Genomic DNA, 13,731 nt, shown 5'->3' on the forward strand with positions numbered 1-13,731 from the left:
GTAACAATGAGTGTTAAAAAAGTAGTATTGGCGTACTCGGGTGGCTTAGATACGTCGGCTATCGTGCCGTGGTTAAAAGATAACTATAACTGTGAAGTTGTTGCTTTTGTCGCTAATGTCGGCCAGGGCGATGAAGAACTGGCAGGGGTCGAGCAAAAAGCCATTAATTCTGGCGCCAGCAGCTGTTATGTGGTCGATTTGCGCCAGGAACTGGTCAATGAGGTTATTTACCCGACCTTAAAAACCGGCGCGGTATACGAAGGTCAGTATTTACTGGGAACATCGATGGCCCGGCCGGTTATCGCCCGCGCCCAGGTAAAGCTGGCGCTGGAGCTTGGTGCCGATGCGTTATGTCATGGTTGTACCGGCAAGGGCAATGATCAGGTGCGGTTCGAAAGCTGTTTTGCCGCGTTAGCACCACAGCTGAAAGTTATCGCGCCGTGGCGGGAATGGCAGTTTACCTCGCGCCAGTCTTTACTGGACTACCTGGCAGAGAAAAAAGTGCCTACCACCGCTTCTGCTACCAAGATTTACAGCCGTGATGCCAATTTATGGCATATTTCGCATGAAGGTGGCGAGCTGGAAGACCCCTGGTGTGAGCCGTCTGAACAGGTATGGATGTGGACTAAATCGCCGGAGCAGGCACCGGATCATCCGGCCTACGTTGAGCTGGCATTTGAACGGGGCCAGTTAACCAGGGTTAACGGCAAGCAGTTGGATGGTGTGAAAGCCATTGAGCTGCTAAACGAGTTGGGTTCCGAACATGGTGTCGGTCGGATTGATATCGTTGAAAACCGGCTGGTAGGCATGAAGTCACGTGGTTGCTATGAAACCCCGGGCGGCACCATTTTACTGGCGGGGTTAAAAGGGCTGGAAGCACTGGTGTATGACCGTAGTTCACTGAAGTACCGCGAGGAAATCGGCCTGGAATTTGCCCAGCTGGTTTACGATGGTCGCTGGTTTACCCCGCTTAAAGATGCATTGCTGGCAGCGGCCACCTCGCTGGCTGAGCAGTTAACCGGTGAGGTCGTGATCAAGCTTTATAAAGGTAATGTCACAGTAGCGAAACGTCGCTCGGTAAATACTTTGTATTCAGAAGCTTTCGCTACCTTTGAAGGTGACGAAGTATACGATCAGAAAGATGCGGCAGGCTTTATCCGGCTGTATAGCCTGGCCAGCCGGATCCGGGCAATGCACCAACAAAAGGACTAACCGTCATGGCGATGTGGGGAGGACGTTTTACTGAAGCCACCCTGAGCGAGTTTCGTGATTTTAACGATTCGCTCAGTTTTGATTATTTGCTGGCGCAGCAGGATATTGCTGCCTCCAGAGCCTGGGCCAAAGGACTGTTACAAGCAGACATTATTACAGTCTCCGAAGCGCAGCAGCTGGATCAGGGGCTGGCCGATTTAGCTGTCGCAATTGATGCTGACCCCCGGTTGCCTTTGCAGACCCGGGAAGAGGATATTCACAGCTGGGTCGAAAGTCAGCTTACCACTACGCTCGGTGATGTTGCTAAGAAACTACACACCGGCCGCAGTCGCAATGATTTAGTGGCAACTGATTTAAGGCTGTGGACCCGCTTACAAGCCGGTACGGTACGTAAGTCGCTGTTGGCGGCACTGGCTGCTTTACTTGAGTTTGCTGACAAGGCTGAACAAGCCGTGATGCCGGGCTTTACTCATCTGCAACGGGCGCAACCTGTTTTGGTAGCACACTGGGCTCTGGCGTACGTTGAAATGTTTAAACGCGACCTGGGAAGGCTGGATGATGCTTTGGTCAGAATGGACAGTTGCCCGCTAGGTTGTGGTGCTCTGGCGGGTACAGGCGTCAACATTGACCGGCAGGTCCTGGCAAACGAGTTGGGCTTTAGCAATGCAGCGCTTAATAGTCTGGATGCGGTTTCTGACCGCGATTATCTGGTAGAGCTGTCGGCAACAGCCAGCCTGTGTATGACTCACTTATCGCGCTTATCAGAAGATGTGATTTTTTTCTGCTCCGGCGAAGCCGGCTTCTTTAAACTGGGCGATGCGATAAGCTCGGGGTCGTCATTGATGCCGCAAAAGAAAAACCCGGACGTTTTCGAATTACTGCGGGGCAAGACTGGCCGGGTGCTGGGGCATCTGGTGGCTATTTTGCATGTATTAAAGGGGTTGCCACTGGCTTACAACAAAGATATGCAGGAAGACAAACAGGGCTTCTTTGACCTGATGCATAGCTGGCAGCAATCGCTGTTAGTACTGGCCACGGTGCTACCTCACCTGAGCGTAAACCGGGAGCAATGCCTCAAGGCGGCTGAGCTGGGCTACAGCAATGCCACTGATTTAGCAGACTATCTGGTCAGTAAGGGCATGCCATTTCGGGATGCACATGAATGTGCTGGAGAGCTGGTGTTAGTTGCCTCAAAGCAGCAGTTGCCACTGGAAGCGCTAAGTTTAAGTGAACTTCAGCAGATCAGTGAATTAATTGCTGAAGATGTTTATCCGGCGCTGACGTTAGAAGCCGGCATGGCCAGACGCTGTGCCTTGGGTGGCACAGCGGCAGAACAAGTAAAACAGGCCCTTGCTGATGCTAAAAGCTGGTTTGAAAAGACTGTTTCCGGGTAACAACCGGAACAATGCTTTCAGTTAAAATAAATAGCCAGCAAGATGCTGGCTATTTATTTACCGGTAATCACCGTAGCGGGAGTTTAACCGCTCTGCCGGCCACAGCAGGTCTTTAAAATAACTCTGACTCATCAGGTTCCGCCTTTTTGTCATTATCAAAATGAATTTGCTGGACGCTATTCTGACTGTACTGAGTCGGTTCTGTGCCAATTTTAAAATACTCAAAACTACTGGTGTGGTCAGTACTGCGGCTTAACAGGCCAGTGGCCAGATCAATCCTGACTGATGCTAAACCGGTGGGCGCTGGCCTCGGTTGTTCTTGATAGTCTGGCAGTACTTTAGTCATATACTCAAGCCAGGCAGGCAGCGCGGTGCGGGCACCTGATTCAGTGCCGGCGCTCTGGTCCTGGCCCATGTTGGCATGCCACTGAGCTCTGCCCAGACTGCGATTGGCATCGTCAAAGCCAACCCAGGTTGTGACCGCAGTTGCGGTGGTGAATCCAGAAAACCAGGTATCTTTTGAATCATTGGTGGTACCTGTTTTTGCCGAAATATCCCGTCTCTTCAATCGCTGAACCCGCCAGGCCGTGCCATTCCAGCCGGTGCCCTTGCTCCAGTCCCCGCCGCCCCAGACGCTGCTGGTCAGGGCGTCAGCAATTAAAAAAGCATTCTGACTACTGATAACCTGCTCGGCCACTATCGGAGTGGCTTCATCAGGCTCAAATGCTGTGTCCACAGGTTCTGTTAAATCAGCCTGTTGCATGGTATTGAACAGCTCAAACAATTGTTGTTCGCTGTCGATTGTTTGTTCTGGTTCAGCGCTGGCTGCTGCCAGCTCATCGTCCGCCGCACTCGTTGCCTGGCAATCTGCACATGCGATTTGCGGTGAGTGTAGATAAATCACTTCGTCTTGCTCGTTCAGCACCCGATCGACCACGAATGGCGTGACCAGGAAACCGCCGTTGGCAAACACGGCATAGCCAGTCACCAGCTCTAACGGTGTTATTGATGCCGAGCCCAGCGACAGCGTCTCATTCCGGGGCAGGTCATCAGCCGCAAAGCCAAAACGTTGCAGATGGCGAATGCTCTCGTCTATGCCAACACCACGCAGCAATCTGACAGATACCACGTTTTTCGATTTAGCCAGCGCTTCCCGGATCCGGATTGGTCCATCATAGACCGGCGGTGAGTTCCGGGGCCGCCAGGCAATACCGGCGTTGTCATCCCACTGATGAATTGGTGCGTCGTTCATGATCGACGCCAGGGTATAGTCCTGCTCTAAAGCCGCTGAATATATAAAAGGCTTGATATTCGAACCCACCTGGCGTTTGGCCTGAGTTGCACGGTTGAACTGACTTTGGCTAAAGCTGTACCCGCCAACCAGCGCCTGAATAGCGCCGTTTTCAGGATTAATTGCGACCAGGGCACTACTGGCAGTTGGTACCTGACTAAGCCGCCATTGTTCATCTTGCTGGCGCACCAGAATGTGCATACCAGGTGCCAGAATGGCAGCCGCGCTTTTCGGTGCAACCGCCTGGCGCTCATCAGTGATAAATGCTCTGGCCCATTTTAAACCGTCCCACTCGAGGGTCACGATCTGATCACTGGCCAGCAAAACATCAGCACTATTGTTATATACCGTCAACACTATTGCCGGGAATAAGTCTTCAATACCCTGCTGCTTAGCTAAGTAGCTGATTATCTCAGCGTGTTCAGGACGGTTCTCTTCAATAAATAACGGCTGCTGTTCTTGCGCTGGATCCGACTCTTCTGGCGTTCCGGTTTGCTCGGCTAACTCGGCTTGCCACAATTTCGCAACCGCGCCCCGATAACCATGGCGTTCGTCATAGTTGTATAAATTCTGTTGCAAGGCTTGCTTGGCCGCATGCTGATGCTGGCTATTTATCGTAGTATAAACCCGGTAACCTTCTGAATAAGCGGCCTCTTCACCAAAACGCTCCACCATTTGCTGCCGAACCATTTCAGCAATATAAGGGGCTGAGGCCGTGATCTGGACACCATGAAGTTTACTGGTAATCGGTGCAGCTAAAGCTGCACGGTAGTCTTGCTCGTTGATCACATCGATGGCGCGCATTCTGGTTAGAACGACATCACGACGATTTTTGGCATTAGCCGCAGAACGGATGGGATTGAGTGTCGAGGGAGCCTTGGGTAAACCAGCAATAATGGCGATCTCGTCCAGGGTTAATTCATCTACTGTTTTACCAAAATAAACCTGAGCGGCAGCACCTACCCCGAAAGATCGATGGCCCAGTTCAATTTTATTCAGGTACAGTTCAAGAATTTCATCTTTACTCAGTAATTGCTCAATCCGAAATGCCAGAAACACTTCTTTGATTTTGCGCATGACCTTTTTTTCCCGGCTGAGGAAAAAATTACGGGCTAATTGCTGGGTAATGGTACTGGCACCCTGACTGAAGTCCCCCGACGATGCAACCACAGTGGCTGCCCGCATTATGCCAATAATATCTATACCGGGGTGATCATAAAATCTTGTATCTTCAATAGCTAAGAATGCCTGAATCAGTAAAGGTGGCATTTCATCCAGTTTTAATGGTATTCGCCGTTTCTCACCAAATTGAGAGATAAGCTGACCGTCAGCGGTATAAACCTGCATTGGGGTTTGCAGCTTTACTTCCTTTAGGGTAGCAACGTCAGGCAGATCATTTCTGACATAAAAATACATTGCCGCGATCATCAGGATCCCGGCTAAAAATCCAACCAGAAAGACTATTAAAAGTTTTTTAACCCAAGACACTGAATAACCCCAATTTTTACTCCCAATTCCTTTACAACGCTGCTAGTATATATTTATTGGCTGTCGATGAAACGCTTTTTCTTGCTAAAAATAGCGACTGAGCTAAGAATACGACAATAAGAATCATAACTATAAAATGGCCACAGGAAGCTATGATAAAAAGCCTGTTCAGTAAACAAACACCGATGATGGTGGGTATTGACATCGGTGCCCATTCCGTCAAGGCTGTGCTGTTAAGCCAGCATGGCAGCCAGTATAAGGTTGAAGCCTTTGCTGTCGAGCCAATGATTAAAGGCGCGATGTCGGATCGCGAGATCCAGGACATCGAAGCCGTGGGTAATGTGATCGGCAAGATCCGCAAAAAGATCCCAAGGTCAGTTAAATTTGCCGCTGCCGCAGTATCAGGATCCACCGTGATCAGTAAAGTCATTTTTATGGATGTGTCATTAACTGATGCTGAATTGGAAAGTCAGATTGAAGTTGAAGCCGATACATTAATTCCTTATCCGTTGAACGAAGTCAGTCTCGACTTCGAGAAATTAGATGTTAACGAATCAGATCCTTCCAAAGTCAATGTTTTGCTAAGTGCAGCGCGCACTGAGAGTGTTGAGGCACGGGTGGCGGCGTTGGATAATGGTGGCTTCAGCGCCAAACTGGTTGATGTTGAAAGTTACGCACTGAGCCGGGCGGCTGAATTGTGTTTGAAACAACTGCCTGACGATGCTGCAGGTAAGGTCGTTGCCCTGGTTGATATTGGTGCGACAATGACGTTACTGAGTATTGTTGAGAAAGGCAAAACACTTTATACCCGCGATCAGGCTTTTGGTGGCGAACAGTATACCCGCAGCATTTTGTCTTATTACAACAAAAGCTACGATGAGGCAGAACTGGCCAAAGTCAGTGGCGATTTACCTCCTAACTATACTTTTGAAGTGCTGGCACCTTTTCAGACGATGCTATTGCAGCAAATTCGCCGTGGCATTCAAATGTACCTGACCAGCAGTGGCCGTGATGCTGTGGACTATCTTATTGTCTCAGGTGGTACCGCTTTGATCGAAGGAATAGATAAGCTATTGATCGACGAGTTAGGCATTCATACTGTCGTTGCCAATCCTTTTAAAACGATTGACGTTGCTACCTCAGTAGACCGCGAACAATTAAACAAAAGCGCTCCGCAACTGATGGTTGCCAGCGGCCTTGCCTTACGGAGTTTTTCATCATGGCATATATAAATTTACTGCCCTGGCGTGAAGCTGCGCGCAAAGAAAAACAAAAGCAGTATGTAACGATACTGGCTATGACTGCGGTAATGAGCTTCCTGGTTTTCTTCCTGATCAACATGGTGTACAGCAGCATGATTGATGGTCAGTATCAGCGGAATCGGTATCTGGAGAACGAAATCAAGGTACTTGACCAGCGAATCGCTGAAATTCGCACCCTGAATGAAACAAAACGCAGCCTGCAGCAGCGGATGAGCCTGATTGAACAATTGCAGGGTAGCCGTAACCTCGGTACGGAAATTATGTCCGAAATAGCCAGGGTGGTGCCATCTGGTATTTACCTGACTCAATTAGAGAAAAAAGGCTCGAATTTGCTGTTAGTAGGTCGCAGTGAGTCTAATAACCGGTTGTCGACTATGCTACGTGATGCAGAACAATCTGAATTACTGGACAGTCCACTCTTGGAGTTTATTGAAGCAGGTAAAGATGAATCCCGGTTGCTAAGTAACTTCAAGATGCATCTTACGGTGAAAGGCTATGAAGCAGTGCAGGATAGTGAGCCGGTTACACCCAGTGCGAGAGGTGGTGCACGATGAGTATGAATTTCAATTTATCTGAAATTGATATTAATGATCTTGATATCGAAAATATGGGTTCCTGGCCGGTTGCTGCAAAAGTCATTTTCGCCATTATTTTGGCGGCGCTGGTGGCAACCCTGACTTATTTTATGTTAATCGACAGCAAAATTGACGAATTAAACAGCGCCAAGCAAAAAGAAACTGAATTACGTCAACTTTATCGCACCCGCTATGCTTCAGCAGTGAACCTGGATCTTTACAAACAGCAGATGGTAGAGATGGAAAATACGTTTTCATTTTTACTTAAGCAGCTACCTACGACTCATGAAACACCTGGCTTGCTGGATGATATTACCTATGTCGGCACAACCAGCGGTTTAACGTTTCTCAGAATCAACTGGGAGCCGGAAATTGAGAAAGAGTTCTATACCGAATTGCCGATTAAGATTGACGTAGTGGGTGACTACCATCAGTTTGGTAATTTCGTTAGTGAAGTAGCTAAGTTGCCCAGGATTGTCAGCTTACATGATTTCTCTATCCAAACTGAAGAGAATGAACGACTGCGTTTTAATGTTACTGCAAAAACCTACCGTTACAAGGAGACTGCGCAATGAGAAAACTCATCTTAGCCGTCTCTGTCGCTACATTATTGTCTGGTTGTTTTGATGACTTAAGTGACGTTCAGGCGCACATGGACTCAGTCAAGGCCAGTACTCAACCCCGAGTCGAGCCTTTACCCGAGGTTAAGGAATTCGAGCATATTGCTTATGTTTCACAAAATAGCCGCAGCCCGTTTTCTGAGCCACGGCCAGAAGCTGTGCAGGATCGATTCTTGCAAGTGCAGGATTGTTTGCATCCGGATCCAAGGCGGCGCAAAGAGCCACTGGAGAAATATGCACTGGATAACCTGAAAATGCGCGGTACTCTGGGCGACACCGGTAATATCTGGGCGTTAATTGAAGCGTCAGATAAAACCTTGCACCGGATAACGCTGAATAACTATGTTGGTTTATTTCACGGGCGGGTGATAACGGTAGAGCCAACCCATGTTGAATTGTTAGAGTTGATCCCAGATGGGGCAGGTTGCTGGAAAGAGCGGACTACCATGATTCAAATGGTCGAAAATACAGCAATGACGAGTAATTGATAGGTGTGCGAGTATATCATGGATAAAATAATCAAAAGAATTTCACGAGGAATCACCGGCACCCGGCTTTGTCTGGCAGCATTACTGTTGTTAGCGTTGCCCGCAGCGGCAGTCCCTTTGCTGTACGATGTCAGGTATAACCCCTTGCTCACCGGCGAAACAGAGATCGAGTTTATTTTCGATGAAGATCTCTATACCGATCCCAGTATTCAGGTATTTAACGAACCCGCGCGGATCGAATTATATTTTGATAACTCAGATTATGAAGAAAAACTTGAAGAAGTACTGATCGATAAAGCTGGGGTAAAAAGAGTAAAATCTGAATTCCTGGGTGAAGGCTTTAAATCAACAATCTATCTGGATTACCTGAAAATTTACCGTACCCGGGTACGTGGTAATGTGTTTTATATGCACATTTCTGATAACCCCACGGCAGAGCAGGTTGGTCAGGCTGCAGATGTAACACCGACATATATCAACCGGCTGCAAGCGATTGATTTTCGCCGCGGCGAGAAAGGTGAAGGCCGGGTGTTAGTGTTCTTGCGTGAGAATACAGCCGCTGTTGATGTGAGCGAGCGGGCAGGTAAGTTGATTGTTGAATTCCACAACACTGATATTCTTGACGAGCTGTTATATCAATTAGATGTTATGGATTTCGGTACTATCGTTACCGGTATTGAAACCTTTAAAGATGGTGCGTCAGCCCGGCTGGAAATTGCCACCAGTGATGCGTTCACTTATACATATCAGCAAATCGATAATATCTTTACCCTGAACGTTGAGCGAGATACCTCAAACCGCAGCATTTTAGGAGGCGGTCGTGAATATAAGGGGCGGGCAATATCATTAAACTTCCAGGATATCCCTATCCGGACCGTTTTACAGATTATTGCTGACTACAACGGTTTTAACCTGGTTACCAGTGACTCCGTTACCGGCAACATTACGCTTCGGCTAGATGGCACGCCATGGGATCAGGCGCTCGATATCGTGTTACGGGTTAAAGGCCTGGATAAGCGGATGGACGGTAATATCCTGATGGTAGCACCTACCGAAGAGTTATCTGCCCGCGAAGCCAGAGAACTTGAGGCTAAACAGCAGGTTGAGCAGCTTGAGCCACTTTACTCGGATTATCTAACCATTAACTATGCCAAAGCGGGTGATTTGGCAGGATTACTGGGCAATAAGGATGCAACCTTATTATCCAGCCGGGGTAGCGTGGTAGTGGATGAACGGACTAACACCATATTAATTAAAGACACAGCTAAAAATATCGAGAGTGTCCGCAAGCTTATTGAGCGGCTTGATGTACCAGTGCGTCAGGTACTTATCGAATCAAGAATGGTAACAGTACGGGACAGCGTCACCGATGAGCTGGGAATCCGCTGGGGCTTCAGTGATCAGCAAAGTACCAGTGGTGGTAACCGTGGTGTGTCTGGTAACGCAAATGGCTCAAATGCCATCTCTACTGGCCAGTTCCCGGCATTAGATGATCGCTGGAATGTTAACCTGCCCATTCAGAACCCGGCTGGCAGCATTGCCTTTCATGTGGCGCGTTTAGCCGACGGTACGCTGCTTGACCTTGAGCTGTCAGCACTGGAACAGGAAAATAAAGGTGAAATTATCGCCAGCCCACGGATTACTACCTCGAATCAGAAAGAGGCCCGCATCGAGCAAGGTGTTGAAATCCCTTATGTGCAGGCAGCTTCAAGCGGTGCTACTACGGTTGAATTTAAGAAAGCCGTATTGAGTCTGACCGTCACGCCACAAATTACCCCGGATAATAAAATTATTCTGGATTTGGTCATCACCCAGAATACCCGGGGTGAAACGGTACAAACACCGACCGGACCAGCGACGGCTATCGATACCCAGCAAATTCAGACCCAGGTATTGGTTGATAACGGTGAGACTATCGTGCTGGGTGGTATCTATCAGCAGCAAATTTTGTCAACTGTGTCTAAGGTACCAATGTTCGGGGATATCCCGTACGTAGGCGCGTTATTCCGGTCAAAACGCGATGTTAATGAGAAAAATGAGTTACTTATTTTCGTCACGCCGAAAATTCTGACCGAAGGCCAGTAACCAATGGCTGATGCGGGAGCTGCGAAGCGGCTCCCGCATTAAGTCAGATTTAACTTGCCAACGAAAGGCCATTCCTGACATAATTCAGCGCTTCAAATTTTCGCGGGAGCCTTTTGGTCCTTGAATTCAACTTTTCATTGAGTAAGCTGATTTAGCACTACGACATATGGCAGAAAAACGTAATATCTTCCTTGTTGGCCCGATGGGCGCAGGCAAAAGCACCATCGGACGTCATTTAGCAGACATGCTTCATCTTGACTTCTACGATTCAGATCAGGAAATCGAGCGCCGCACCGGTGCAGATATTGCCTGGGTATTTGATTTGGAAGGTGAAGACGGTTTCAGGGTGCGCGAAGAAACGGTAATTTCAGATTTGACCGAGTTGCAGGGCATTGTTTTAGCAACAGGGGGTGGCTCGGTTATCAGCAAAGAAACTCGTAACCGTTTATCAGCCCGCGGTATTGTAGTCTATCTGGAAACACCGATAGAAAAACAAGTAGCCCGTACCCAACGTGATAAACGCCGGCCATTGCTTCAAACAGAAGAAGCACCGCGTGAAGTTCTGGAGCGATTAGCGGCTGAACGTAATCCGCTTTATGAAGAGATCGCAGACTTCACTGTCCGCACTGACGAACAGAGCGCCAGGGCTGTAGCAAACCAAATAATAGATCAGTTGGGTTTTTAACGAACAATTGGGTTTTTAAAGAAAGGGGAGCTGCAAATGCATAAAGTTGAAGTCCAACTTGGTCAGCGCAGCTACCCGATAGAGATTGATACCGGCTTTACTGCGCTGCCTGCTGCGCTTGCCAATGCCAGACAGGTTGTGATTGTTTCAAATCCCACCGTTGCGCCATTATATTTAGATAAAGTCAGTGCTTTATTCAGCAATTCTCCCCTGCATATTCTGATTGAAGACGGTGAAGCGTTCAAAACACTGGCGTCGTTCGAAACTATCATGTCTTTTTTACTTGAGAGAGGCATGTCCCGTGATGTATTACTGGTTGCACTGGGTGGCGGGGTTATTGGCGATCTGACCGGTTTTGTTGCTGCGTGTTTTCAGCGAGGCGTCCGCTTTTTGCAAATACCCACCAGTTTACTTTCTCAGGTCGACTCTTCAGTTGGCGGAAAAACTGCGGTGAATCACCCCCTTGGTAAGAACATGATAGGTGCTTTTAAACAGCCTGAACATGTTGTTATCAGCACGGCTACCCTGACAACCCTACCACCCCGTGAGTTTGCTGCTGGTATGGCTGAAGTGGTCAAATATGCTTTGCTTGCTGACGCTGGTTTTTTGAACTGGCTGCTGCAACATAATGAGCAGATTTGCCTGCAGCAACCCGATATCCTGGCGCAAATGGTCCGCCACTGTTGTCAGATGAAGGCTGATATTGTCAGTCGGGATGAAACAGAGCAGGGCGAGCGGGCATTACTGAATCTTGGCCATACATTTGGCCATGCAATCGAAGCTTTTATGGGCTATGGTAACTGGTTACATGGCGAAGCTGTGGCGGTCGGTATGCTGATGGCGGCAAAATTGTCAGCGCATCGGGGCTGGTTAAGCACAGAGGACGTTGCCACGGTAAGCAGCGCTTTGCAGTGTTTTAAACTACCCGTGTCAGTGCCGGACAAGATGCAGATTGTCGATTTTTTGCCATACATGAAAACCGATAAAAAAGTGAAAGACGGTCAGATGCGTTTCGTATTGCTACCAGCCCTGGGGCAGGCCAGCCTGGTTGCTGATGTCACCGAAGCAGAGTTACTGCAGGTTTTTGGCTGATGGACACCACCGTATTACAGCAAAAACTGGCTGAACAGCGCCATTTATTGCCATCACAGCATGAACTACTTAACAGGCTGTTATTTCAGCTGGCCTTTAATGATTTCCAGAATATAGGTCTGGTAGGCGGTGAGGGTAGTGGTAAATCAATACTGGCGTTGGCGTTAGCCGAACTGTTTTCGGAGCAGGCAAATGTCGCATTGCTTAGCGGGCCGGTCACCGAAGCTGAGCTGGAAGGACAGCTGAAACAACATTGGTTTGGCCAACGTCAGTCTGAACCGACTTTGGCAGAACTAATGGCAGCCCCGGTTGCGGGTGCTCTGCCGCTATTGTTAATCGTCGATAATTTCAGTTTGCTCAACAGCAGTTCAAGGCAACGGCTATTACAACTAGATTGCCTCGGTTTTTTCATGCTGGGCGAGCCTTCTGCCGACATGGCGCTTAATTTAAGTATTAATATTCCTACCTTGCAAGATGCTAGTCAGGTATTGCAAGACAAAGCATTGGATCCACTGGCCGTCGCTGAGCGGTTTGCCGCCAGTGCGGGCAATATGCACTTGCTTCACAGTGCGCGTGTTAAGCCAGAAGAGCGCAAAACGCCTGTTGCGGCGTTTTGGTTATTGCCTGCAGCTATAGCTCTGTTGGTATTGGCTGTTGCCATCAGCTGGTGGTGGCCCACCAATACTGAACATACAACCCCAGACATGACGGCAAAAACTAATGAGCTGCAAATCCGCAGCCAGTCTGAAAACAGCCTTGAGCGAGAACACAGCCTTGAGCGAGTAAACAGCCCTGAGCGAGAAAACAGCCCTGAGCCAATAGATACCTCTGAGCCAGCAAAGGGCCCCGAGTCTGAAAACGACACGGGGCGGTCTGACAACACTGACGTGATATCAGGCCTGGAACTTAATATCAGCGCAGCGCAAGATAGCAGCCCTGAGCCGGAAGTAAGTCTTGAGCCGGAAGTAAGTCTTGAGCCAGAAGCAAGTTCTGAGCCGGTAACCAGCCCTGCGCTGCCGGAGTCCATGCAGCAACAGGCCAGTACGACAGAAGCAGGGCCAGCTGAAACTACCGAGCGCCTGGATGGATCTGCTGAAAGCACAGCGGAGCTTTCAGAGGGTGCCGGGCAGCAGGTCGATTCTGAATCTGTCGCAAACTTACTACCGTCCAGAAGCACTGAAACAGCGATCCAATTAGCGGGACAGCTTTATCAGGAACAACAGTTATTGATGTTGCCAGCTGAATCCAGAGTGTTGCAGTTGGCTGTACTATCATCTGAACCTGCATTGCAGCGTTTTGTCAGCGCCTACCCGGATATAGACATCATGGTATATCAGCGCAGCTGGCAGGGCCAGTTGCAATGGATCATCCTTACCCAGGATCATTTTCCTGATGTCAGGAGCGCAAGACAGGCCAGAGCGTCGCTACCTGAAGCACTTCGCTCAGCGGGGCCCTTTGTTAAACCGGTTGGTCAGGTACAACAAGAAATTAAAGCTCTGGCAAGAAACCGTGCAGCGACAGAAGTACAGGAATAGTCTG

At 48.8% G+C, this 13,731-nt stretch carries 11 protein-coding genes; 10 read left to right on the forward strand and 1 reads right to left on the reverse strand.

Annotated features, from left to right (window positions below):
- Positions 1–6: 6 nt before the first annotated feature.
- A complete protein-coding gene (locus tag KG631_RS05480) occupies positions 7–1,212 on the forward strand; it encodes an argininosuccinate synthase (RefSeq protein ID WP_213996309.1) in 1,206 nt (401 codons plus the stop codon).
- 5 nt (positions 1,213–1,217) lie between these two features.
- Positions 1,218–2,606 carry an argininosuccinate lyase gene (gene argH, locus KG631_RS05485; protein WP_213996311.1) on the forward strand — a complete coding sequence of 463 codons (1,389 nt, stop codon included), beginning with the start codon at positions 1,218–1,220 and terminating at the stop codon, positions 2,604–2,606.
- A gap of 112 nt (positions 2,607–2,718) precedes the next feature.
- Here the strand turns inward: argH and KG631_RS05490 are convergent, their stop codons facing one another.
- The gene (locus KG631_RS05490) at positions 2,719–5,325 is read right to left on the reverse strand and encodes a PBP1A family penicillin-binding protein (RefSeq protein ID WP_301003628.1); all 2,607 of its coding nucleotides are present in this window, start codon (positions 5,323–5,325) and stop codon (positions 2,719–2,721) included.
- Between the two features lie 212 nt (positions 5,326–5,537).
- Between KG631_RS05490 and KG631_RS05495 the strand changes: the two genes are divergently transcribed.
- The 8 genes from KG631_RS05495 (at position 5,538) to KG631_RS05530 (ending at position 13,727) form a co-directional block, all read left to right on the forward strand.
- Entirely contained in the window at positions 5,538–6,617 is a 1,080-nt protein-coding gene (locus KG631_RS05495) for a pilus assembly protein PilM (protein ID WP_213996319.1), read from the forward strand.
- Positions 6,605–7,201 carry a PilN domain-containing protein gene (locus KG631_RS05500; protein WP_213996322.1) on the forward strand — a complete coding sequence of 199 codons (597 nt, stop codon included), beginning with the start codon at positions 6,605–6,607 and terminating at the stop codon, positions 7,199–7,201. The genes KG631_RS05495 and KG631_RS05500 overlap by 13 nt, the downstream gene beginning before the upstream one ends.
- Complete coding sequence (gene pilO / locus KG631_RS05505) at positions 7,198–7,797, forward strand: type 4a pilus biogenesis protein PilO (RefSeq protein WP_213996328.1); 600 nt, start codon at positions 7,198–7,200, stop codon at positions 7,795–7,797. The genes KG631_RS05500 and pilO overlap by 4 nt, the downstream gene beginning before the upstream one ends.
- Complete coding sequence (locus tag KG631_RS05510) at positions 7,794–8,330, forward strand: pilus assembly protein PilP (RefSeq protein WP_213996329.1); 537 nt, start codon at positions 7,794–7,796, stop codon at positions 8,328–8,330. The genes pilO and KG631_RS05510 overlap by 4 nt, the downstream gene beginning before the upstream one ends.
- An 18-nt stretch (positions 8,331–8,348) precedes the next feature.
- Positions 8,349–10,415, forward strand: coding sequence for a type IV pilus secretin PilQ family protein (locus tag KG631_RS05515; RefSeq protein ID WP_213996332.1), 2,067 nt, complete (start codon positions 8,349–8,351; stop codon positions 10,413–10,415).
- A gap of 166 nt (positions 10,416–10,581) precedes the next feature.
- The gene (gene aroK, locus KG631_RS05520) at positions 10,582–11,100 is read left to right on the forward strand and encodes a shikimate kinase AroK (protein ID WP_097112490.1); all 519 of its coding nucleotides are present in this window, start codon (positions 10,582–10,584) and stop codon (positions 11,098–11,100) included.
- Between the two features lie 36 nt (positions 11,101–11,136).
- Positions 11,137–12,192, forward strand: a complete 1,056-nt coding sequence (gene aroB, locus KG631_RS05525; protein WP_213996337.1) for a 3-dehydroquinate synthase — start codon at positions 11,137–11,139, stop codon at positions 12,190–12,192.
- Positions 12,192–13,727, forward strand: a complete 1,536-nt coding sequence (locus KG631_RS05530; protein WP_213996340.1) for a hypothetical protein — start codon at positions 12,192–12,194, stop codon at positions 13,725–13,727. The genes aroB and KG631_RS05530 overlap by 1 nt, the downstream gene beginning before the upstream one ends.
- Positions 13,728–13,731: the final 4 nt, after the last annotated feature.

The sequence above is a fragment of the Arsukibacterium sp. genome, assembly GCF_018402695.1.
Lineage (GTDB): Bacteria > Pseudomonadota > Gammaproteobacteria > Enterobacterales > Alteromonadaceae > Alishewanella.

Coding starts and splice junctions, on each gene's coding strand:
- KG631_RS05480 (WP_213996309.1), top strand. CDS start 7: ATGAGTGTTAAAAAAGTAGTATTGGCGTACTCGGGTGGCTTAGATACG.
- argH (WP_213996311.1), top strand. CDS start 1,218: ATGGCGATGTGGGGAGGACGTTTTACTGAAGCCACCCTGAGCGAGTTT.
- KG631_RS05490 (WP_301003628.1), bottom strand. CDS start 5,325: ATGATCGCGGCAATGTATTTTTATGTCAGAAATGATCTGCCTGACGTT.
- KG631_RS05495 (WP_213996319.1), top strand. CDS start 5,538: ATGATAAAAAGCCTGTTCAGTAAACAAACACCGATGATGGTGGGTATT.
- KG631_RS05500 (WP_213996322.1), top strand. CDS start 6,605: ATGGCATATATAAATTTACTGCCCTGGCGTGAAGCTGCGCGCAAAGAA.
- pilO (WP_213996328.1), top strand. CDS start 7,198: ATGAGTATGAATTTCAATTTATCTGAAATTGATATTAATGATCTTGAT.
- KG631_RS05510 (WP_213996329.1), top strand. CDS start 7,794: ATGAGAAAACTCATCTTAGCCGTCTCTGTCGCTACATTATTGTCTGGT.
- KG631_RS05515 (WP_213996332.1), top strand. CDS start 8,349: ATGGATAAAATAATCAAAAGAATTTCACGAGGAATCACCGGCACCCGG.
- aroK (WP_097112490.1), top strand. CDS start 10,582: ATGGCAGAAAAACGTAATATCTTCCTTGTTGGCCCGATGGGCGCAGGC.
- aroB (WP_213996337.1), top strand. CDS start 11,137: ATGCATAAAGTTGAAGTCCAACTTGGTCAGCGCAGCTACCCGATAGAG.
- KG631_RS05530 (WP_213996340.1), top strand. CDS start 12,192: ATGGACACCACCGTATTACAGCAAAAACTGGCTGAACAGCGCCATTTA.